This window comes from Mixta tenebrionis (genome assembly GCF_006517625.1).
Classification (GTDB): Bacteria; Pseudomonadota; Gammaproteobacteria; order Enterobacterales; family Enterobacteriaceae; genus Mixta; species Mixta tenebrionis.
Genome location: NZ_VHQI01000002.1, coordinates 102891 through 124237, shown reverse-complemented (window position 1 = coordinate 124237; position 21347 = coordinate 102891). Strand labels below are relative to the sequence as shown.

20 protein-coding genes are annotated in these 21347 nt (G+C 57.3%); 7 read left to right on the top strand and 13 right to left on the bottom strand.

Annotated features, from left to right (window positions below):
• Nucleotides 1-65: 65 nt before the first annotated feature.
• Both nrdD and nrdG read left to right on the top strand, forming a co-directional pair.
• Nucleotides 66-2186 (top strand): anaerobic ribonucleoside-triphosphate reductase, encoded by a 2121-nt coding sequence (gene nrdD, locus FKM52_RS03515; RefSeq protein WP_141174818.1) that lies wholly within the window; start codon nt 66-68, stop codon nt 2184-2186.
• On the top strand, nt 2183-2656 hold the full coding sequence (gene nrdG, locus FKM52_RS03510; RefSeq protein ID WP_141174817.1) for an anaerobic ribonucleoside-triphosphate reductase-activating protein: 474 nt from the start codon (nt 2183-2185) through the stop codon (nt 2654-2656). Before nrdD ends, nrdG begins: the two co-directional genes overlap by 4 nt.
• A 72-nt stretch (nt 2657-2728) precedes the next feature.
• Here the strand turns inward: nrdG and FKM52_RS03505 are convergent, their stop codons facing one another.
• Nucleotides 2729-3376, bottom strand: a complete 648-nt coding sequence (locus FKM52_RS03505) for an NAD-dependent epimerase/dehydratase family protein (protein ID WP_141174816.1) — start codon at nt 3374-3376, stop codon at nt 2729-2731.
• 153 nt (nt 3377-3529) lie between these two features.
• Between FKM52_RS03505 and FKM52_RS03500 the strand changes: the two genes are divergently transcribed.
• Entirely contained in the window at nt 3530-4051 is a 522-nt protein-coding gene (locus FKM52_RS03500) for a type 1 glutamine amidotransferase domain-containing protein (RefSeq protein WP_141174815.1), read from the top strand.
• Between the two features lie 50 nt (nt 4052-4101).
• Here the strand turns inward: FKM52_RS03500 and FKM52_RS03495 are convergent, their stop codons facing one another.
• Complete coding sequence (locus FKM52_RS03495; protein ID WP_141174814.1) at nt 4102-4533, bottom strand: YhbP family protein; 432 nt, start codon at nt 4531-4533, stop codon at nt 4102-4104.
• Between the two features lie 89 nt (nt 4534-4622).
• On the opposite strand from FKM52_RS03495, the gene FKM52_RS03490 reads away from it, so the two are divergent.
• Nucleotides 4623-4925 (top strand): GIY-YIG nuclease family protein, encoded by a 303-nt coding sequence (locus FKM52_RS03490; protein WP_141174813.1) that lies wholly within the window; start codon nt 4623-4625, stop codon nt 4923-4925.
• Here the strand turns inward: FKM52_RS03490 and FKM52_RS03485 are convergent.
• Both FKM52_RS03485 and ubiT read right to left on the bottom strand, forming a co-directional pair.
• Nucleotides 4906-5415 (bottom strand): GNAT family N-acetyltransferase, encoded by a 510-nt coding sequence (locus FKM52_RS03485; RefSeq protein ID WP_141174812.1) that lies wholly within the window; start codon nt 5413-5415, stop codon nt 4906-4908. The genes FKM52_RS03490 and FKM52_RS03485 overlap by 20 nt on opposite strands.
• Nucleotides 5409-5933: a ubiquinone anaerobic biosynthesis accessory factor UbiT gene (ubiT, locus tag FKM52_RS03480; protein WP_377092339.1), complete on the bottom strand. Its 525-nt coding sequence runs from the start codon at nt 5931-5933 to the stop codon at nt 5409-5411. The genes FKM52_RS03485 and ubiT overlap by 7 nt, the downstream gene beginning before the upstream one ends.
• A 214-nt stretch (nt 5934-6147) precedes the next feature.
• Between ubiT and ubiU the strand changes: the two genes are divergently transcribed.
• The 3 genes from ubiU to FKM52_RS03465 all read left to right on the top strand — a co-directional run bounded on the left by ubiU (nt 6148) and on the right by FKM52_RS03465 (nt 9241).
• Nucleotides 6148-7143: a ubiquinone anaerobic biosynthesis protein UbiU gene (gene ubiU, locus FKM52_RS03475; RefSeq protein ID WP_141174811.1), complete on the top strand. Its 996-nt coding sequence runs from the start codon at nt 6148-6150 to the stop codon at nt 7141-7143.
• A 10-nt stretch (nt 7144-7153) separates the two neighbouring features.
• Complete coding sequence (locus tag FKM52_RS03470; protein WP_141174810.1) at nt 7154-8032, top strand: U32 family peptidase; 879 nt, start codon at nt 7154-7156, stop codon at nt 8030-8032.
• A 198-nt stretch (nt 8033-8230) separates the two neighbouring features.
• Nucleotides 8231-9241, top strand: a complete 1011-nt coding sequence (locus FKM52_RS03465; RefSeq protein WP_141174809.1) for a luciferase-like monooxygenase — start codon at nt 8231-8233, stop codon at nt 9239-9241.
• A gap of 73 nt (nt 9242-9314) precedes the next feature.
• On the opposite strand, the gene FKM52_RS03460 is transcribed toward FKM52_RS03465, so the two are convergent.
• The 9 genes from FKM52_RS03460 to rimP form a co-directional block, all read right to left on the bottom strand.
• Complete coding sequence (locus FKM52_RS03460; RefSeq protein WP_141174808.1) at nt 9315-11201, bottom strand: DEAD/DEAH family ATP-dependent RNA helicase; 1887 nt, start codon at nt 11199-11201, stop codon at nt 9315-9317.
• Nucleotides 11202-11377: 176 nt separating this feature from the next.
• Nucleotides 11378-12262 (bottom strand): lipoprotein NlpI, encoded by an 885-nt coding sequence (nlpI, locus tag FKM52_RS03455; RefSeq protein ID WP_141174807.1) that lies wholly within the window; start codon nt 12260-12262, stop codon nt 11378-11380.
• Nucleotides 12263-12388: 126 nt separating this feature from the next.
• On the bottom strand, nt 12389-14518 hold the full coding sequence (gene pnp / locus FKM52_RS03450; protein ID WP_141174806.1) for a polyribonucleotide nucleotidyltransferase: 2130 nt from the start codon (nt 14516-14518) through the stop codon (nt 12389-12391).
• A gap of 308 nt (nt 14519-14826) precedes the next feature.
• Nucleotides 14827-15096, bottom strand: coding sequence for a 30S ribosomal protein S15 (rpsO, locus tag FKM52_RS03445; protein WP_038628742.1), 270 nt, complete (start codon nt 15094-15096; stop codon nt 14827-14829).
• 106 nt (nt 15097-15202) lie between these two features.
• Nucleotides 15203-16147, bottom strand: coding sequence for a tRNA pseudouridine(55) synthase TruB (truB, locus tag FKM52_RS03440; protein WP_141174805.1), 945 nt, complete (start codon nt 16145-16147; stop codon nt 15203-15205).
• Nucleotides 16147-16551 carry a 30S ribosome-binding factor RbfA gene (gene rbfA / locus FKM52_RS03435; protein WP_141174804.1) on the bottom strand — a complete coding sequence of 135 codons (405 nt, stop codon included), beginning with the start codon at nt 16549-16551 and terminating at the stop codon, nt 16147-16149. The genes truB and rbfA overlap by 1 nt, the downstream gene beginning before the upstream one ends.
• A gap of 98 nt (nt 16552-16649) precedes the next feature.
• Nucleotides 16650-19340 (bottom strand): translation initiation factor IF-2, encoded by a 2691-nt coding sequence (gene infB, locus FKM52_RS03430; protein WP_141174803.1) that lies wholly within the window; start codon nt 19338-19340, stop codon nt 16650-16652.
• A 17-nt stretch (nt 19341-19357) separates the two neighbouring features.
• Nucleotides 19358-20845 (bottom strand): transcription termination factor NusA, encoded by a 1488-nt coding sequence (nusA, locus tag FKM52_RS03425; protein WP_141174802.1) that lies wholly within the window; start codon nt 20843-20845, stop codon nt 19358-19360.
• Between the two features lie 24 nt (nt 20846-20869).
• Nucleotides 20870-21322 (bottom strand): ribosome maturation factor RimP, encoded by a 453-nt coding sequence (gene rimP, locus FKM52_RS03420; protein ID WP_141174801.1) that lies wholly within the window; start codon nt 21320-21322, stop codon nt 20870-20872.
• Between the last annotated feature and the right edge of the window lie 25 nt (nt 21323-21347).

Here is a 21347-nt window from a genome sequence, read left to right as displayed (position 1 = left end):
CATATATAGCGTTTACTATTCACCACCTATCCAACATATAGTAATTGCGTCGAAGGAGATCGGTGGTGACAACGACGGTAATAAAACGAGACGGCTGTCAGGTAGCCTTTGATCAACAGCGTATCGCCGAGGCGATTCGCGCTGCGGCCCGCGCCGCCCGGATTGAAGATGACGCCTACTGTGCCGACATCGCACAGCAGGTTAGCGAAAAGATGTGCAGTCGCGATCGGGTTGATATCCATGAGATCCAACAGGCGGTGGAAGATCTGCTGATGGCGGGCCGCTATCCGCAGCTGGCGCGTCAGTATATTGAATACCGGCACGATCGCGATCTGGCGCGTGAACAGCGCGGCAAGCTGAGCAAGGCGATTCGCGGTCTGGTCGAGCAAAGCGATCCGGCGCTGCTGCATGAGAACGCCAACAAAGACAGCAAGGTCATCCCCACCCAACGCGACTTGCTGGCGGGCATCGTCGCTAAACACTATGCGCAACAGCATATGCTGCCGCGCGATGTGGTGCGCGCCCACCAGCGCGGGGAGATCCATTACCACGATCTCGATTACGCCCCCTTCTTCCCGATGTTTAACTGCATGCTGATCGATCTGAAAGGCATGCTGACCAACGGCTTTAAAATGGGCAACGCCGAGATTGAGCCGCCGAAATCGATCGCCACCGCGACCGCCGTAACGGCGCAGATTATCGCCCAGGTTGCCAGCCATATTTATGGCGGCACCACCATCAACCGCATTGACGAAATCCTCGCGCCTTTTGTCGAGGCCAGCTATCGCAAACATCTGGCGGTAGCGCGTGAATGGCAGATTGCCGAAGATGAACGCTACGCGCGCGAACGTACCGAGAAAGAGTGTTTCGACGCCTTCCAGTCGCTGGAGTATGAGGTCAACACGCTGCATACCGCTAACGGCCAGACGCCGTTCGTTACCTTCGGCTTCGGCCTCGGCACCAGCTGGGCGGCTCGCCTGATCCAGCAGTCGATCCTGCGCAACCGCATCGCCGGGCTGGGGAAAAACCGTAAAACCGCCGTGTTCCCTAAACTGGTGTTCGCTATCCGCGAAGGGCTGAACCGCCGTCCCGGCGACGTCAATTACGATATTAAGCAGCTGGCTCTGGAGTGCGCCAGCAAGCGGATGTATCCCGATATCCTCAACTATGACCGCGTGGTTAGCGTTACCGGCTCTTTTAAAACGCCGATGGGCTGCCGCAGCTTCCTCGGCGTCTGGGAAGAGAACGGCGAGCAGGTGCACGATGGCCGCAATAACCTCGGCGTAATCAGCCTTAACCTGCCGCGCATCGCGCTGGAGGCAAGAGGCGATGAAACCCGCTTCTGGCAGCTGCTGGATGAGCGTTTGGCTATCGCCAAAAAAGCGCTGATGACGCGCATCGCCCGCCTTGAGCATACCAAAGCGCGCGTGGCGCCGATTCTCTACATGGAAGGCGCCTGCGGCGTGCGGCTTAACGCGGACGATAACGTGGCGGAAATCTTCAAGCACGGGCGCGCCTCGATCTCTCTCGGCTATATCGGCCTGCATGAAACTATCAACGCCCTGAGCGGCGGCGAGACTCATGTGTATGATGATGAAGCGCTGCGCGCCAAAGCGATAGCGATCGTATCCCGCCTGCGCGCCGCCGTGGACGAATGGAAAGAGGAAACCGGCTACGGCTTCAGCCTCTACAGCACGCCGAGCGAAAATCTTTGCGATCGCTTCTGCCGCCTGGACGCCGCCGAATTCGGCCAGGTGAAAGGCGTAACCGACAAAGGTTATTACACCAACAGCTTCCACCTCGACGTGGAGAAGAAGGTTAATCCTTACGATAAGCTTGATTTCGAAGCGGTCTATCCAGCTATCGCCAACGGCGGCTTTATCTGTTACGGCGAGTATCCTAACTTACAGCACAACCTGAAGGCGCTGGAAGATGTCTGGGATTACAGCTACGACCGCGTGCCCTATTACGGCACCAATACGCCGATTGATGAGTGCTACGACTGCGGCTTTACCGGCGAGTTTGACTGCACCAGCAAAGGCTTTACCTGCCCGGCCTGCGGCAACCACGATCCGGCCAGGGTTTCAGTGACGCGCCGCGTCTGCGGCTACCTGGGCAGTCCGGACGCGCGCCCGTTCAACGCCGGGAAGCAGGAAGAAGTGAAGCGGCGGGTTAAGCATCTGTGAATATCCACCAGTACTATCCGGTCGATGTGGTAAACGGCCCCGGCACCCGCTGTACGCTGTTTGTGGCGGGCTGCGAACATGAATGTCCCGGTTGCTATAACCAGCGCACCTGGCGACTCAATTCCGGCGTGCCTTTTACCATCGAGATAGAAGAGCAGTTGATTAACGATCTGAACGATCGCCGCATTCCGCGCCAGGGGCTGTCGCTTTCCGGCGGCGATCCGCTGCATCCGGCCAACGTGCCGGACGTGCTGCGCCTGGTGCGCCGCGTGCGCCGCGCCTGTCCCGGTAAGGATATCTGGCTGTGGACCGGCTATACGCTGGCGGAGCTAAGCGCAGCGCAGCGTAAGGTGGTCGCGGAGCTGGACGTGCTGGTGGACGGCAAATTTATTCAGGCGCTTAAAGATGCCAGGCTGGTCTGGCGCGGCAGCAGTAACCAGGTTATCCACTATCTGCGTAAAGCGGAGTAACCGCCCACTCCGGTAACCATCCAGGGGGCGCTGCGTCGCCCCACATCAGCAATACACAGCGCGGGCAGGCTTTTAGCCTGCCGCCTGTGCGCCATAGCGCGGAATCGCCGCCGACTCAATGATGTTCAGCTCGCGCCGGCCGGGAGAAAACGCCTCATGCATCAGCGCGGCGGCAACCTCTTTCGCCGCTACCGCTCGCCAGTTTCCCGGCAGCAGCTTAAATAACGGCGCAAGAAAAGCTTCGCCCGGTCGCGGCTGCTGACGATCGCCTAACAGCAGCGAGGGGCGAATCAGCGTCAGACGCGGCCAGTTTTGCCGCCGCAGCGCCTGTTCCATTTCGCCTTTTACCCGCTGGTAAAAAAAGAGCGAGCGCGCATTAGCGCCGTGCGAGCTGACCGCCAGCATATGTTTTGCGCCCAGCCGCTGTCCGGCAATGGCGCTGTCTACCACCAGCGTGTAATCAACATGCACAAAGGCCGCCTTGCTGCCCGCCTGCTTACGCGTGGTGCCGAGACAGCAAAAGACAATATCCACCGGCAGCCGCAACGGACGCAGCACATCGGTAAGATCCTCCTCAACCGGGTTGATCAGCTTTTGCATCGCCGGCAGCGGGCGGCGCGTGGGCGCAATAATTTCGCTGACGCGCGGCTCCGCCGCCAGCAGACGCAGCAGATGGCTGCCTACCAGCCCGCTGGCGCCGGTTAACAGTATCCGACTCATTTTTCCCTCCTTATCAGGATTGCCGGACCCGCGCCGGCCTGCCGCGGGTGAGATATAACGCTGAGATTAGCAGAGATGTCGCCGCGAAGAATTTGATTTTTCGGCATCCTCAACCAGACTTAACCGGTAATTCAACCCAGAAAGGAGGAAAAGATGAGCAAGAAAATAGCGGTACTGATTACCGATGAATTTGAAGACTCTGAATTTACCTCCCCTGCCGAAGCCTATACCAAAGCGGGCCATGAAGTTGTGACCATCGAAATGGAAGCCGGTAAAACGGTAACAGGCAAGCAGGGAAAAGCTCAGGTAAAAATCGATAAAGCTATTGATCACGTCAGCCCGGCGGAATTTGATGCGCTGCTGCTGCCCGGCGGCCATTCGCCAGACAGCCTGCGCGGCGACGATCGTTTTATCAATTTCACTAAGGAATTTGTCGCCAGCGGCAAACCGATCTTCGCCATCTGCCACGGCCCGCAGCTGCTGATTAGCGCCAACGGCGTACGTGGACGTAAGATGACCTGCGTGAAAGCGATCGCCATCGATCTGAAAAATGCCGGTGCGGATTTCTACGATAAGGAAGTGGTGGTGGATAACGATAAGCTGGTAACCAGCCGCACGCCGGAAGATCTGCCCGCGTTTAACCAGGAGTCGCTGCGCATTCTGAATATGAGCTAACCGCACCTGCCGCCGTGCTGCGCTGCCGCCGCACGGCGCTTCTCCACAAGTTAGCCCGCCGCACGCCGCCAGTGCTGCTTGTTGCCGAAGCCGAGCGCGTTGTCGGTCATTTTTATCTCATCCAGCCTGATTTCCCATAACGGCGCCGCAACCGCGCGCGCTATCGGGAAGCGCCGGCAGTAGGCCGCACGCGCGATCCGCTCCGACTCGCCGCTCAGCCGCCGCGCCGTGCCGCAATACTGCACGCCTTTAATCAGCATGACCGTTTTCGGCTGGCCGTTAATCGTGCCCGCTACCTGCGGCTGCTGCGCCATCAGCGCGCCGTGACGCGTTTTCTCTTCGGTCATGATCCAGAACGCCATACGCGCTTCGTCGAATACGTAAAAACAGTTGGCGCACCAGAGCATTTCCGCATCGCGGCAGCAGAGCGACAGCACATGCTGCTGGTTTAAAAAGCGCGTAATGGCGCTAACGTCAGACAAACTGCGCTCCATGGTTAATTCAGCCGGCCGATCATGACGGACGCAGGCGAGACGGCTACAATGCCACTTCTGAAACGAAGAGGATGAGCATGAGTGAGATCGTCGCTGCGCCCTGGCAGCTCTATATTATCCGCACCGCAGCCGGCTGGCTCTATACCGGCATCAGCAATAACGTGCCGCGCCGCTTTTTGCAGCATCAGCAGGGCGCCGGCGCAAAAGCGCTGCGGGGTAAAGGGCCGCTGGAGCTGCTTTTTGTCTGCGAGGCGGGCGACCGGGCGATGGCTTCCCGCCTGGAGTATCAGGTAAAGCAGCTGCCGCGGCGGGAGAAGCTCAGGCTGGTCGCCAGCCAGCCCGTTTCGCTGGCCTGCTGGCTCAGCGAGCGAAGCGGTTAAAGTGCGCCGGATAGGCGACTTCTCCGCTCACATCAACAAACGCGTCGTCCGCCAGCCGGTAAACCTGGAAAGCGGCCTCCGTGCCGGGCCACGCGCAGCGCAGCTGATAGCGGGCCGCCGGCTCAAAGCCGCAGCGCCCGTACCAGGCGGGATCGCCCAACACCACTACCGCCGCATAGCCGAATTCATTCAGCGTATCGAGCCCTTCATAAACCAGCTGCTGGCCGATGCCCTGGCCGCGCACGCGCTCATCAACCGCCAGCGGCGCCAGGCCCACCCAGTTACGATCTTCATCCTGTACGGTAACCGGACTGAATGCCGCATAGCCAAGCACCTGCCCTTCGTCGTCAGTCGCAACCACGCCCAGCGTCAGCAGCCCATCTTCACGTAGCCGTTGCACCAGCTCCGCTTCGGCGCCGGTGGTAAAGCAGCGGCGCAGCAGGCTATCGATGCCGGCCGCATCCACCCCTATCTCTGTACGAATTAACATGAAGCACCTGCGCGATCTCCCGAAGATTTCGCGTCCTCGTTCAGGCCGGCCTCAACGAAATCAGCCAGCTGCATTAACCCAATGCGTAGCGGTGCTGGCATATGCTCCAGCTCGATCGCATCCATTAGATTTTTCACTTCCAGCCCCAGTTCGGTGTCGCCCTCAATTACCAGGCGGCGCTGGAAGAAAAGCGTATCCGGGTCGGTTTTACGTGCGGCGACCAGCAGCAGATCGTTGGCGGTGCCGCGGAACCAGACGTCGGCCTCGTCACGATTACTGATTTCCAGACGATCGTTTTCCAGCGTGACGGTCCAGCGCAGTGCGATATCGTGGATATCAATGCCCAGCCAGCGTCCCTGCAGAAAGTCTAACTCACCTTCCGCCAGCGCATGGCGAAACTGCGAATTTAATAGCTGTTGCAGCAACGCTTTTTTCAGTACAAACGGCGTAAACTGCACCGGCAGCCGCAGCAGCGCGGGCCCCTGATTAACACACCGAGCGCGAAGCATCTTTAACACAGTTTTACTCCTCAGACCAAATAAGCGCTATTACGCGCTATTTTGCCACAGCGCCGTTTTCTCCTGAGCGACTGGATCAATAAATCACGCTGCAAAATGAACAATTTTGTCACACTTATTCAATCAATACGTCATTCGCTGCCTTAAATCAAAATTTCCCGTGCCAGGGTTGACTACACTCGGCGCAAGTATTTTATTGCTTACAGGATATGTCATGGAACTCCTTTGCCCGGCGGGCAATTTGCCCGCGCTGAAGGCAGCTATCGAAAACGGAGCAGATGCAGTTTACATCGGTCTGAAGGATGACACGAACGCACGTCATTTCGCCGGCCTTAACTTTACCGATAAGCGTCTGAAAGAGGCGGCGCGCGTGGTGCATCAGCATCAGCGTAAACTCCATGTCGCCATTAATACTTTCGCGCATCCCAATGGCTTTATCCGTTGGCAGAACGCTATTGATATGGCGGTGGATAACGGCGCTGACGCGCTGATTATCGCCGATCTGGCGATGCTGGAATATGCCGCCAGCCGCTATCCCCATATCGAGCGACACGTGTCGGTGCAGGCATCGGCCACCAATCTGGAAGCGATTCGCTTCTACCATCAGCACTTTGACGTGGCGCGCGTGGTGCTGCCGCGCGTGCTCTCTATGCATCAGGTGCGTCAGCTGGCGCGTAATACGCCGGTGCCGCTGGAGGTTTTCGCCTTCGGCAGCCTGTGCATTATGGCGGAAGGCCGCTGCTATCTCTCTTCCTGGATGACCGGCGAATCGCCGAATACGGTCGGCGCCTGTTCGCCTGCGCGCTATGTACGCTGGCAGCAAACGCCCGCCGGGCTGGAATCGCGCCTGAACGAGGTGCTGATCGATCGCTACGAGCCCAATGAAAATGCGGGCTATCCCACCTTATGTAAGGGGCGCTATCAGGTCGACGGCCAGCGTTACCACGTGCTGGAGGAGCCAACCAGCCTGAATACCCTTGAGCTGTTGCCTGAGCTGTTAGCCGCCAATATCGCCTCGGTGAAGATCGAGGGACGCCAGCGCAGCCCCGCCTATGTTTCCCAGGTGGCGCGCATCTGGCGCCAGGCGATCGATCGCTGTAAAGCAGACCCGGAGGCCTTTGCCGTTCAGGAGAGCTGGATGGCGGAGCTGGGCTCGCTGTCGGAAGGCACCCAGACCACGCTGGGCGCTTACCACCGTAAATGGCAATAAAGGAAAGGTGATGAAATATTCTTTAGGGCCGGTGCTGTGGTACTGGCCAACGGAAGAGCTGGCTGATTTTTATCAGGCCGCCGCGGCAAGCAGCGCGGATATTGTTTATCTGGGCGAATCGGTTTGCAGCAAACGTCGCGCTACGCGCTTCCCGCAGTGGATGGAGTTTGCCCGCCAGCTGGCGGCAAGCGGAAAACAGGTGGTGTTCAGCACCCTGGCGCTGGTGCAGTCCACTTCTGAACTGCAGGAGATTAAGCGTTATGTGGATAACGGCGATTTCCTGATCGAAGCTAACGATTTCGGTACGGTCAATATGGCGGCGGAGCAAAAGCTGCCCTTCGTCGTCGGCCATGCGCTGAACTGTTATAACGCCATGACGCTGCGTATGCTGCTGCGGCTGGGCATGACGCGCTGGTGTATGCCGGTGGAGCTGTCGCGCGACTGGCTGATAAATATTCAGCAGCAGTGCCATGAGCTGGGTATTCACGGTAAGTTCGAAGTTGAAGTGCTGGCCTATGGCCATCTGCCGCTGGCGCTGTCGGCGCGCTGCTTTACCGCCCGTTCCGAAGACAAACCCAAAGATGACTGCGAAACCTGCTGCATTAAATATCCGCAGGGCCGCCGCGTGCTGTCGCAGGAAGATCAGCAGGTTTTTGTGCTGAACGGCATTCAGACCATGAGCGGCTACTGCTATAACCTGGGCAACGATCTGATCGGCATGCATGGCCTGGTGGATGTGGTGCGGCTGTCGCCGCAAGACAAAGGCACGCTGGAGATGATTAACCGCTTCCGCGCCAACGAGCAGGGCCAGGCGCCGTTAATGGTAGCCCAGCGCAACGACTGCAACGGCTACTGGCGCAAGCTGGCCGGTATGGCGCTACAGTCCTGACCATTAGAGTACGGCGCGCCGCTGCGCCGTACGCTCCACTTCCCGCCTCGCCAATATTTTACTTGCTTCGACGCTTTGCTCTCAGGGCATATTCTGGCTACTCTGCTAAAAGTGCAATACGGTAGAGTAAGTGCATGTTTTTCTGTCAGGCCGACGGCAGTTGACGTTCCGGCCTTGCAGCCAACAAAGTGAGCAGATATGTCTGAGAAAAAAAACGTTCCCCTGTCAGTGCTCGATCTGGCCCCGGTTGCGCAGGGCGCCACGCCGCGCGACGCCTTTGATGCCTCGCTGGCGCTGGCCCGGCAGGCGGAGAAACTGGGCTTTCATCGCTACTGGCTCGCAGAACATCACAATATGACCGGGATTGCCAGCGCCGCTACGTCGGTGCTGATCGGTTATCTGGCGGCCAATACCAGCACGCTGCGTCTGGGCTCCGGCGGCATTATGCTGCCAAACCATGCGCCGCTGGTGATTGCCGAGCAGTTCGGCACGCTGGAAACCCTCTATCCTGGACGTATCGATCTGGGGCTGGGCCGCGCGCCAGGCTCCGACCAGCGCACCATGATGGCGCTGCGTCGTCATCAGAGCGCCGCCATGGTTGACAGCTTCCCTGAAGATGTCGAAACGCTGATCGCCTGGTTTGACGCAGACCAGGATGCGCAGCTGCCGGTGCAGCCGGTGCCGGGGCTGGGATTACAGATCCCGGTCTGGCTGCTGGGTTCCAGCCTCTACAGCGCGCAGCTGGCGGCGAAGCTGGGGCTGCCTTTCGCCTTCGCCTCCCATTTCGCTCCCGATCTGCTGTTTCAGGCGCTGCATCTGTATCGTGAAAACTTCCGGCCTTCCTCCCGCCTGGCGCAGCCTTACGCTATGGTCTGCGTAAACGTCGTCGCGGCAGACAGCGAGCAGGAGGCGCGTTTCCTGTTTACCTCTATGCAGCAGCAGTTTATCAATCTGCGACGCGGTAAACCGGGGCCGCTGCCGCAGCCGGTAGAGAATATGGATGCGCTCTGGACGCCTTCCGAGCAGTACGGCGTACAGCAGGCGTTAAGCATGTCGATCGTCGGCGACGGCAGCATGGTGCAGCAGGGGCTGGCGGCGCTGATTCGCGAAACCCAGGCGGATGAAATCATGGTTAACGGACAGATTTTCGCTACGGCGGCGCGTCTGCGCTCGTTTGAACTGGCGATGCAGGCCGCGCAGGCGCTTTGAAGGTTACGTTATCCTGAATCGCAGCCATAAAAAAACCAGCCTTGCGGCTGGTTTTTTATTTCGTGCTTAGCGATTAGTAATCGCGACGACGAACGGCACCGGTACCGGCGCTATCTTCACGACGCGGGCCACGGTTAGCGCCTTCGCGGTTGAAGCTGCGCCCGCCGCCTTCACGACGTTCGCTAAAGCGACGACCGCCTTCGCGACCGCCCTCACGACGTTCGCCGCCGCCGAAACCGCTACGGCCGCCGCCGCGACGCTCACCACGGTCAGAACGTTCATGCGGCTGCGCATCGCCCAGCAGCTGCATATTCATCGGCTTATTGAGAATACGCGTGCGGGTAAAGTGCTGCAGGATTTCACCCGGCATACCTTTCGGCAGCTCAATCGTTGAGTGAGAAGCAAACAGCTTGATGTTGCCGATGTAACGGCTGCTGATATCGCCTTCGTTGGCGATAGCGCCCACGATGTGACGCACTTCAACACCATCATCGCGACCCACTTCAATGCGGTACAGTTCCATATCGCCAACGTCACGACGTTCACGACGTGGACGATCGCCATCGCGGCTGTCGCTACGTACTTCACGGCTGCCGCGACGATCGTCACGCTCACGGAATTCACGACGCTGCGGACGCGGCGCATCCGGCGGCAGAATCAGCGGACGTTCGCCCTGCGCCATTTTCAGCAGCGCGGCGGCCAGCGTTTCCATATCCAGATCGCTTTCCGGCGTCAGCTGGCTCAGCAGCGCGCGGTACTGTTCCAGATCGCTGCTTTCCAGCTGCTGCTGTACTTTAGCGGCGAACTTCGCCAGACGGCGGGTGCTCAGCAGTTCCGCGTTCGGCAGTTCCACTTCCGGAATGGTCAGCTTCATGGTGCGTTCGATATTGCGCAGCAGACGGCGCTCGCGGTTTTCCACGAACAGCAGCGCGCGACCGGCGCGACCGGCGCGACCGGTACGGCCGATACGGTGAACGTAGGATTCCGAATCCATCGGGATATCGTAGTTAACCACCAGGCTGATACGATCGACGTCAAGGCCACGAGCGGCAACGTCAGTCGCGATCAGGATATCCAGACGACCATCTTTCAAACGCTCCAGCGTCTGCTCGCGCAGCGCCTGGTTCATATCGCCGTTCAGCGCGGCGCTGTTATAGCCGCTGCGCTCCAGCGCTTCAGCCACTTCCAGCGTCGCATTTTTGGTGCGAACGAAGATAATGGCGGCATCAAAGTCTTCCGCTTCCAGGAAACGCACCAGCGCGTCGGTTTTACGGCCCCAGACGGTCCAGTAGCTCTGGCTGATGTCAGGACGCGTGGTAACGCTGCTCTGGATACGTACTTCCTGCGGATCTTTCATAAAGCGACGGGTAATGCGACGAATCGCTTCCGGCATGGTGGCAGAGAACAGAGCGGTCTGATGACCTTCCGGGATCTGCGCCATGATGGTTTCCACGTCTTCGATAAAGCCCATGCGCAGCATCTCATCCGCTTCGTCGAGCACCAGACCGCGCAGGTTGGAGAGATCCAGCGTGCCGCGTTTCAGGTGGTCCAGCAGACGGCCAGGCGTACCTACTACGATTTGCGGCCCCTGACGCAGCGCACGCAGCTGCACGTCATAACGCTGGCCGCCATACAGGGCCAGCACGTTTACGCCGCGCATATGTTTGGAGAAATCGTTGCAGGCTTCTGCAACCTGCACCGCCAGCTCACGCGTCGGCGCCAGCACCAGGATCTGCGGCGCTTTCAATTCGCTGTCAATGTTGTTCAGCAGCGGTAAGGCGAAAGCTGCGGTTTTGCCACTACCGGTTTGCGCCATACCCAGCACATCGCGGCCTGCCAGCAGATGCGGGATACAGGCGGCCTGGATGGGCGACGGCTTCTCATAGCCCATGTCATTCAGAGCGGTGAGGATAGCTTCGTTAAGGCCCAGATCGGAAAAAGTGGTTTGGATATCAGTCATGTAGTACAAGTGCCTCTTAGATTACGGCGGCCAGTCTACACAACTCATTCTGAAAATATGCAATCATTTTCATTGAAAAATGTGAACCGGCTCAAATTAGATGTTTTGACGAACAAAAAAGCCGTCACCCCGAAAGGTGATGACATTTTGCAAAAAATGGATCAGTTGTTCGTCAGCTATTGCTGGTCAGATTCTGTTAAATCGTCTTGTGTCTGGCCTAACAGCGCCAGTTCCAACAATGCGTATCGGTGCTCAACAAAGTTATGTACGTTGTTGGCAACCGCCAGTTTGAACAACGCTTCCGCGCTGTCCTTCTCCCCCAGACTTAGGTAGTACTTACCTAAATAGAAGTTGGTTTCACTGAGATGTTCAGCGAGCGAGGTGTTATCCGTTGCGTCTGCCTTAAGACGTTCCATCAGCGTTTTTTCACTGATGTCGCCAAGGTAGAACTCGACAATATTCCATCCCCATTGATCGCGATTCGCCTTCTCGTAACGCTGCTTCAGCATTACTTTCGCCTGCTTAGCATCCATCTCTTGTTCATCGAGATAGAGCCACAGACTGCGGAAAGGATCGTTAGGATCGTCTTGATAAAACGCCAGCAGATCATCTTGCGCTAACCTGTACCGTCCGCCGTAATAGAGGGCGATACCACGGTTCAAATGCGCATAATTGTAAGTTGGATCAAGCTCAAGTACAGAATCGAACGCTTCATAGGCGGCATCAAAGTTGCCCGCCTGCGTTAAGTATATACCTAAATAATTAAATACTTCAGGCATATCTGGTCTTATAGACAGCGCCTGCGAAAAATCGTTCCGCGCTAGTGCCCTCAGACCTAAGCTATCATACAACACTCCGCGCTCATATAATAGCTGTGCGCGCTCATCATCGGTCAGTGCCCGACTGGCAAGAATTTGTTCCATGCGCGCCAGGATGACTTCCTGTTGCAGAGTCGGCTGTAGCGGAACCGCCAGCACATCGCTCTTACGCCAATCTGAGTTGCTGCATCCTGCCAGCGTGATAGCTGTCGCAACGAAACACCAGCGCAAAAAAGGCTTCATTTCCCACTCCCGAATACCAACATTGGGATGCACGTCCTGTCATCCGCCTGCCATGCACAAGGATTCCCGCCCTCGCAACGAAACAGCTCTCCCCACCGGGGGGAGAGCTCAATGTCGAACGCGCTTTTACTCTGCTTCAGGGGTCGCGGCTGCCGTTTCCGCCTGCGGCTGCTGCTCTGAAGCTTCTTTAATGCTCAGACGCACGCGGCCCTGACGGTCAACTTCCAGCACCTTAACCGGTACTTCCTGACCCATCTGCAGGTAGTCGGTAACTTTCTCAACGCGTTTGTCAGCGATTTGAGAAATATGCACCAGGCCTTCTTTACCGCCGCCGATAGCGACGAAGGCGCCGAAGTCAACGATGCGGGTAACTTTACCGTTGTAGATACGGCCCACTTCGATTTCCGCAGTAATCTCTTCGATACGACGGATAGCGTGCTTCGCTTTATCGCCGTCGGTCGCGGCGATTTTCACCGTACCATCATCTTCGATTTCAATGGTGGTGCCGGTTTCTTCGGTCAGCGCGCGGATCACGGAGCCACCTTTACCAATCACATCCTTAATTTTGTCCGGATTGATTTTGATAGTGTGGATACGCGGTGCGAATTCAGAGATATCGCCACGCGGCGTGCTGATCGCCTGCTCCATCACGCTGAGGATATGCAGACGCGCGCCTTTGGCCTGATTCAGCGCCACCTGCATAATCTCACGGGTGATGCCTTCAATTTTGATATCCATCTGCAGCGCGGTAATACCTTCACGGCTGCCGGCGACTTTAAAGTCCATATCGCCGAGATGATCTTCATCGCCGAGGATATCTGACAGCACCACATAGCGGTCGCCTTCTTTTACCAGGCCCATCGCGATGCCCGCGACGGCCGCTTTAATCGGCACGCCCGCGTCCATCAGCGCCAGTGACGCGCCGCAAACGGAAGCCATAGAGGAAGAACCGTTGGATTCGGTGATTTCAGAAACCACGCGCACGGTATACGGGAATTCGTCGAGCTTCGGCATCACAGCCAGCACGCCGCGTTTCGCCAGGCGACCGTGACCAATTTCACGACGCTTCGGCGAGCCTACCATTCCGGTTTCGCCCACGGAGTACGGAGGGAAGTTATAGTGGAACAGGAAGTTGTCGGTGCGTTCGCCCATCAGCTCATCCAGGCTCTGCGCGTCACGCGCGGTGCCCAGCGTTGCGGCAACCAGCGCCTGCGTTTCGCCGCGGGTAAACAGCGCGGAACCGTGCGTACGCGGCAGCACGCCGGTGCGAACGTCCAGACCGCGGATCATATCTTTTTCGCGTCCGTCGATACGCGGCTCGCCGTTCAGTACGCGGCTACGCACAACGTTTTTCTCGATGGCGTGCAGGATGTCGCTGATTTCACCTTCATCCAGCGTTTCATCTTCCGCCAGCAGCGCGGCGGTGGTTTCTGATTTAATCAGATCAACCTGCGCATAGCGCTGCTGTTTTTCGGTGATGCGATAAGCATCGCTCAGGCGAGCTTCCGCCAGCGCCGCGATACGCGCGTTCAGCGCTTCGTTAGCGGCTTCCGGCTGCCAGTCCCAGCGCGGTTTACCCGCTTCGGCAACCAGCGAATTGATGTTTTCAATCACTACCTGCTGCTGTTCGTGTCCGAACACTACCGCGCCCAGCATCTGCTCTTCAGAGAGGATATCCGCTTCGGATTCCACCATCAGCACCGCGCCCTGCGTACCGGCAACCACCAGATCCAGACGGGACTGTTTAATCTCATCGGAAGTCGGGTTCAGCACATATTGATCGTTGATATAGCCAACGCGCGCGGCGCCGATAGGGCCGTTGAACGGAATGCCGGAGAGGCTCAGCGCCGCAGAGGCGCCGATCATCGCCACGATATCCGGGTTAACCTGCGGGTTTACCGATACCACGGTAGCGATAACCTGAACTTCGTTAACGAAGCCTTCAGGGAACAGCGGGCGAACCGGGCGGTCAATCAGACGCGCGATCAGCGTTTCGCCTTCGCTCGGACGGCCTTCACGACGGAAGAAACTGCCCGGAATACGACCGGCAGCGTAGGTACGCTCCTGGTAGTTTACGGTCAGCGGAAAGAAATCCTGGCCGGCTTTCGCTTTTTTCTGGCCGACAACAGTTACAAATACGGCGGTATCATCCATGCTGGCCATAACGGCCGCAGTAGCCTGACGTGCCATCATACCGGTTTCCAGCGTCACGGTATGCTGGCCGTACTGGAATTTACGTACAATCGGATTCAGCAAAATAACTTCCTTTACGTCAAAACAGGCACACTCTCGCTGCCTGCTGTGGGTGTTTAACCTTCATTGCATCCTCGCGACTAATGACAATCCTTATGCCCTGCTGCATAAAGTCTCTCATTAGCCGCGCGAACCTCTGCAAGTGAAGATCACATACTGCAACAATACAATATATTGCTATAGATTGCTGCCGGTTGGTTGAAAAAAGGGGCCCTGAGGCCCCTTTTCCACGAAACTTGCACCATGCCGTTCAATCTTATCCCTGCTGACGCAGGAAAACGTGCATTTGCCCCAGAACAGCATGTTGGGACTTAGCGACGCAGACCCAGGCTTTCGATCAGGCTGGTGTAACGCGCAACGTCTTTACGCTTCAGGTAGTCCAGCAGCTTACGACGCTGGGAAACCATGCGCAGCAGACCGCGACGGCTGTGGTGGTCTTTCTTGTGCTCAGAGAAGTGACCCTGCAGATGGTTAATCTGTGCAGTCAGCAGAGCAACCTGAACTTCGGTTGAGCCGCTGTCGTTAGCGCCACGACCGTATTTAGCAACGATCTCTGCTTTAGCTTCGGTACTTAGAGACATAATGAACTCCAGTTAAATGATGAATGTCAGGGTGCCAATCTCTAATTCAGCGACCCCATGTAAAGCCGCATTATTCTACTCTCAGGCGGGGATGAGTGCAAATGACTCAGGCAGAATATTCTACTACCAACCGGCGCGGCGCCACGCGTCCATCTTCCGCAATCTGCGCCATGCCGATAAATTTGCGCGCTTCGCCTTCGGTTACCCGCACCAGCCCTTCCCGCGGCGCGCCGGAAGCCTGCACCGGCTGGCCCTGCTTAAACCAGACCGCGACCGCACTGCTAAGGTTAACTTCCGGGTAAGCCGCCGCCGGGCTATCCATCGGCATCAGCAAGGCATCCAGTTCAGCCAGCGCCGCTTCGTTTAACTCGCCCGCTTCGCCCTGCAGGGCAAACAGCTGCTCCAGCGTTACCATCTTTTCAATCGGATAGCGCGCCACCTGCAGGCGACGCAGCATGATAACGTGCGCGCCGCATCCCAGCTTTTCGCCAAGATCGTCGATAATGGTGCGGATATAGGTGCCTTTCGAACAGTGAATTTCCAGCTCCAGCTCGTTTCCCTGCCAGCGAATAAACTGCAGCTCATAAACGGTAATCGGGCGCGCTTCACGCGGCACTTCAACACCCTGACGCGCATATTCATACAGCGGGCGGCCCTGATATTTCAGCGCCGAATACATCGACGGCACCTGCAGGGTTTCGCCGCGGAAACTTTCCAGCGCGGCGTCAAGCTGCGCCTGATCAAAGGTTACCGGACGTTGCGTAATAATCTGACCATCGGCGTCGGAGGTATCCGTACGCTCGCCCAGGCGGGCGATTACGCGATAGCGCTTATCGGCATCCAGCAGATATTGCGAGAACTTCGTCGCTTCGCCCAGGCAGACAGGCAGCATGCCGGTCGCCAGCGGGTCCAGCGCGCCGGTATGGCCCGCCCGGTTAGCGCGGAAGATACGCTTAACCTTTTGCAAGGCATCGTTAGAGGAAAGCCCCTGCGGCTTATCCAGCAGCAGCACGCCGTGGATATCACGACCGCGACGACGAGGACGGCTCATTACTCCTCCTTGTCGTCTTCTTCCGCCGGTCCGCGGCGCTGGGCGTCATTTTTAACGACGTTGGTCACCAGGTTGGACATGCGCATCCCTTCAACCAGCGAATTATCGTAGAAGAATGTCAGCTCAGGCACGATGCGCAGACGCATCGCCTTACCGAGCAGCATGCGGATGTAGCCGGAAGCGTCCTGCAGCACCTTGACGCCCGCCTTAACCGAATCAGCATCATCGTCATTTAAGAAAGTCACAAACACCTTTGCGTAGGCCAGATCGCGTGACACCTCAACGCCGGAGACGGTCACCATCAGGCCGAGGCGCGGATCTTTAATTTCACGCTGGATGATGATAGCGATCTCTTTTTGCAGCTCCTGAGCAACGCGCTGCGGGCGACCAAATTCTTTCGCCATAATTATTTCTCCTGATAAGGCTGAGCCCCGACCGGAACAGGGCGGGGCTCAGCGAGGGGAGGCGCCAGGCCTCCCAAATACCACTTACAATGCGACCGTTATTCGATGGTACGCTGGATCTCGATCACTTCGAACACTTCGATCATATCGCCGGTGCGAACGTCGTTGTAGTTCTTAACGCCGATACCACATTCCATGCCGTTACGCACTTCGTTAACGTCGTCTTTGAAGCGGCGCAGAGATTCCAGCTCGCCTTCATAGATAACCACGTTGTCGCGCAGAACACGGATCGGGTTGTGACGTTTCACCACGCCCTCGGTCACCATACAGCCGGCAATCGCGCCAAATTTCGGTGATTTGAACACGTCGCGCACTTCGGCCAGGCCGATGATCTGCTGTTTGTATTCCGGCGCCAGCATGCCGCTCATCGCCGCCTTCACTTCGTCGATCAGATTATAGATGACGGAGTAGTAACGCAGATCCAGGCTTTCCGCATCGATCACGCGGCGCGCTGAGGCGTCGGCACGAACGTTGAAGCCGAGGATGATGGCGTTGGAAGCCGCAGCCAGCGTGGCGTCCGTTTCGGTGATACCACCGACGCCGGAACCGACGATTTTGACTTTCACTTCGTCGGTAGAGAGCTTCAGCAGCGAATCGGAGATCGCTTCGACAGAACCCTGAACGTCCGCTTTCAGCACGATATTCAGCTCGGATACGTCGCCTTCGGTCATGTTGGCGAACATATTTTCCAGCTTGGATTTCTGCTGACGCGCCAGCTTAACTTCGCGGAATTTGCCCTGACGGTAGAGTGCGACTTCACGCGCTTTCTTCTCGTCGCGCACTACGGTCGCTTCATCGCCCGCCGCCGGCACGCCGGAGAGGCCGAGAATTTCAACCGGGATAGATGGGCCCGCTTCGGTTACTTCATGGCCCAGCTCATCGCGCATCGCGCGCACGCGGCCATATTCGAAGCCGCACAGCACGATATCGCCCTTATGCAGCGTACCTTCGCGCACCAGCACGGTAGCGACCGGACCACGCCCTTTATCCAGGAAGGATTCGATAACCACGCCGCTGGCCATACCGGCACGTACCGCGGTCAGCTCCAGCACTTCAGACTGCAGCAGAATCGCATTCAGCAGATCGTCAACGCCGGTGCCCGCTTTCGCCGACACGTTAACGAACATGTTTTCGCCGCCCCACTCTTCCGGAATGATGCCGTACTGGGTCAGTTCATTCTTCACGCGATCCGGATCGGCTTCCGGCTTATCGATTTTGTTCACCGCAACCACGACCGGCACGCCAGCCGCTTTCGCGTGCTGAACCGCTTCGATCGTCTGCGGCATCACGCCGTCGTCAGCCGCCACTACCAGCACCACGATATCCGTTGCCTGCGCGCCGCGGGCACGCATGGCGGTAAACGCGGCGTGGCCTGGGGTATCCAGGAAGGTGATCATGCCGTTATCGGTTTCAACGTGGTAGGCGCCGATATGCTGAGTAATGCCGCCCGCTTCGCCGGAGGCGATTTTGGTGGAGCGGATATAGTCCAGCAGCGAGGTTTTACCATGGTCAACGTGCCCCATGATGGTCACCACCGGCGCGCGTGATTCAGCGGCAGCGCCGGTATCACGATCGCTCATTACCGCCTCTTCCAGCTCGTTTTCGCGGCGCAGGATCACTTTGTGTCCCATCTCTTCCGCTACCAGCTGTGCCGTTTCCTGATCGATAACCTGGTTAATGGTGGCCATTGCGCCCATTTTCATCATCGCTTTGATGACCTGGGAGCCTTTCACCGCCATTTTGTTCGCCAGTTCGGCGACGGTAATGGTTTCGCCAATGATAACATCGCGGTTAACCGCCTGCGCCGGCTTATTAAAGCCCTGCTGCAGCATGCTGCCTTTACGATGTTTGCCGCCTTTACCGCCGCGAATCGCCGCACGGGCTTCTTCACGATCGGTTTTCGCTTCCGCGTGTTTGTTGCCTTTGCTACGTGGACGAGGCGCTTTAGCGGTACGGGTACGTCCACGGCCGCCTTCAACCTCGCGGTCGTTTTCGTCTTCGGCCTGACGTGCGTGTTGCGAGGTAGTGACGTGATAATCCGCGTCATCTTCCTCGGTCGGTTTCTCTTCCCAGTCGCCAGCTTTCTGCTCTGCGAGCTTACGCGCTTCTTCCGCTACGCGGCGCGCGTCTTCTTCCAGCTTACGGCGGGCTTCTTCTTCCGCTTTACGCTTCAGCTCTGCGGCTTCAGCTTCGCGACGGGCTTTTTCAGATTGTCCGGCCCGGGTCATATCGTCGGTTTGTTGGTTGCTCACTTTCTCATTTTCCGCTGCTTCGCGCTTAGCCTTTTCCGCAGCTTCGCGTTTGGCTTGCTCTTCGGCTTCACGCTTCGCTTTTTCCGCTGCTTCACGCCTGGCTTTTTCTTCCGCCTCACGACGAGCCTGTTCTTCCGCTTCACGCTGCGCCTGCGCTTCTGCTTCAGCCTTGGCTTTTTCAGCCTCAGCATCCTCTTTTACATAGGTGCGCTTTTTGCGGACTTCGATTTGCACCGACTTACTTTTACCCCCGGTGCCTGGAATATTCAAGGTGCTGCGCGTTTTGCGCTGCAAGGTTAATTTGCCTGACGGGCTGCCATTATCGCGATTGAGGTGCGTCAGTAAGGTTTCTTTTTCCTGCTGGGTTACAGAGTCATTTTCAGACTTACGGATCCCTGCATCAGCAAACTGCTGTACCAGGCGTTCCACCGAAGTCTGAATCTCTGCGGCCAGCGATTTTACGGTTACATCTGTCATGCTGTTCCTTCCTGTTATTACGCGTCGTCGCCGAACCAGCAGATATTACGCGCCGCCATAATCAGGGCGCCGGCCTTCTCATCGTCCAGGCCTTCGATATCTGTCAGATCGTCAACACCCTGCTCGGCCAGATCTTCCAGCGTGCAAATGCCACGTGCCGCCAGTTTGTTAGCCAGAGCGCGATCCATACCTTCAAGGTTAAGCAGATCGTCCGCAGGCTCGCCGCCGCCATTGCTTTCGGCTTTTTCCAGCGCCAGGGTCGTCAACGCATTTTTCGCACGTTCGCGCAGTGCTTCTACGGTCTCTTCATCCAGGCCTTCGATTTCCAGCAGCTCGTTCATTGGCACATAGGCCAACTCTTCCAGGGAGGAGAACCCTTCTTCGACCAGCACGGTGGCGAACTCTTCATCGATGTCCAGGTGTTTAGTGAAAACATCAATCGCGGCATGCGCTTCCGCCTGATGTTTCGCCTGCAAATCATCGACCGTCATCACGTTCAGCTCCCAACCGCTCAGTTGCGAAGCCAGACGCACGTTTTGACCATTACGGCCAATCGCCTGAGCCAGATTGCCGGCTTCTACAGCGATATCCATGGTGTGATTATCTTCATCCACCACGATTGAGGCGACATCCGCAGGCGCCATCGCATTAATCACGAACTGCGCCGGGTTGTCATCCCACAGAACGATATCGATACGCTCGCCGCCCAGCTCGCTGGAGACCGCCTGCACGCGCGCGCCGCGCATGCCGACGCAGGCGCCGACCGGGTCGATACGCTTATCGTTGGTTTTCACTGCGATTTTAGCGCGCGATCCCGGATCGCGAGCGGCAGCTTTAATCTCAATCACTTCTTCGCCGATTTCCGGTACTTCAATGCGGAACAGTTCAACCAGCATTTCCGGTTTAGAACGGCTGACGAACAGCTGCGCGCCGCGCGCTTCGGGACGTACCGCATAAAGTACGCCGCGAATGCGATCGCCCGGACGGAAATTCTCACGCGGCAGCATATCTTCACGCAGAATTACCGCTTCCGCGTTGTTGCCGAGATCGAGCGTAATATTGTCGCGGTTAACCTTTTTCACCACGCCGGTGATGATTTCGCCTTCCTGCTCGCGGAACTGATCGACCACCATCGCGCGCTCGGCTTCACGTACTTTCTGTACGATAACCTGTTTCGCGGTCTGGGTGGTGATGCGGTCAAATTTTACCGACTCAATCTGATCTTCAACGAAGTCGCCAGGGTTGAGGGTTTCATCTTCATAACGCGCCGCTTCCAGCGTGATTTCGCGCGTCGGCTGGGTGACTTCTTCCACTACCTGCCAGCGACGGAAGGTATCGAAGTCGCCGCTTTTCCGATCGATGCTGACGCGTACATCGATTTCCTGCTCATATTTTTTCTTGGTTGCAGTAGCCAGTGCGCTCTCCAGCGCTTCGAAGATTTTCTCACGCGGCAGGGCTTTTTCATTAGAAACGGCTTCTACAACAGCTAAGATTTCTTTATTCATCCTGGTTAGCCTCAATCCGGACTTTTAAAAGTGGGGGACCAGGTTCGCTTTCTGAATATTGCTCAGCGCGAACACTTCATCTCTACCCTCGACGGTCACCGTAATCATTTCGCCTTCAACGGCCTTAATGACACCCTGCCATTTACGGCGGTTCTGGACGGCCATACGCAGTACCAGGCTGACTTCCTCACCTGTAAATCGTACATAATGTTCAGCGGTAAACAGTGGGCGATCAAGACCCGGCGAGGAAACTTCAAGGTTGTAAGCGACCGTGATGGGATCTTCCACATCCATGACTGCGCTTACCTGGTGGCTGACATCAGCACAATCGTCAACATTGATGCCATCTTCACTATCAATATAGATGCGCAACGTTGAAGTGCGACCACGTATGAACTCGATACCGACCAGTTCGTAGCCAAGCGCTTCTACCGGTGCTGAAATCATCTCTGTTAATTTCTGCTCTAATGTGGACAAGCCCACCCCCAAGACATAAAAAAAG

Excerpts from the sequence above, each read along its gene's own strand:
- FKM52_RS03505 (WP_141174816.1), bottom strand. The coding sequence starts at position 3,376 with ATGAGTCGGATACTGTTAACCGGCGCCAGCGGGCTGGTAGGCAGCCAT.
- FKM52_RS03500 (WP_141174815.1), top strand. The coding sequence starts at position 3,530 with ATGAGCAAGAAAATAGCGGTACTGATTACCGATGAATTTGAAGACTCT.
- FKM52_RS03490 (WP_141174813.1), top strand. The coding sequence starts at position 4,623 with ATGAGTGAGATCGTCGCTGCGCCCTGGCAGCTCTATATTATCCGCACC.
- FKM52_RS03485 (WP_141174812.1), bottom strand. The coding sequence starts at position 5,415 with ATGTTAATTCGTACAGAGATAGGGGTGGATGCGGCCGGCATCGATAGC.
- ubiU (WP_141174811.1), top strand. The coding sequence starts at position 6,148 with ATGGAACTCCTTTGCCCGGCGGGCAATTTGCCCGCGCTGAAGGCAGCT.
- FKM52_RS03470 (WP_141174810.1), top strand. The coding sequence starts at position 7,154 with ATGAAATATTCTTTAGGGCCGGTGCTGTGGTACTGGCCAACGGAAGAG.
- FKM52_RS03465 (WP_141174809.1), top strand. The coding sequence starts at position 8,231 with ATGTCTGAGAAAAAAAACGTTCCCCTGTCAGTGCTCGATCTGGCCCCG.
- FKM52_RS03460 (WP_141174808.1), bottom strand. The coding sequence starts at position 11,201 with ATGACTGATATCCAAACCACTTTTTCCGATCTGGGCCTTAACGAAGCT.
- nlpI (WP_141174807.1), bottom strand. The coding sequence starts at position 12,262 with ATGAAGCCTTTTTTGCGCTGGTGTTTCGTTGCGACAGCTATCACGCTG.
- rpsO (WP_038628742.1), bottom strand. The coding sequence starts at position 15,096 with ATGTCTCTAAGTACCGAAGCTAAAGCAGAGATCGTTGCTAAATACGGT.
- truB (WP_141174805.1), bottom strand. The coding sequence starts at position 16,147 with ATGAGCCGTCCTCGTCGTCGCGGTCGTGATATCCACGGCGTGCTGCTG.
- rbfA (WP_141174804.1), bottom strand. The coding sequence starts at position 16,551 with ATGGCGAAAGAATTTGGTCGCCCGCAGCGCGTTGCTCAGGAGCTGCAA.
- infB (WP_141174803.1), bottom strand. The coding sequence starts at position 19,340 with ATGACAGATGTAACCGTAAAATCGCTGGCCGCAGAGATTCAGACTTCG.
- nusA (WP_141174802.1), bottom strand. The coding sequence starts at position 20,845 with ATGAATAAAGAAATCTTAGCTGTTGTAGAAGCCGTTTCTAATGAAAAA.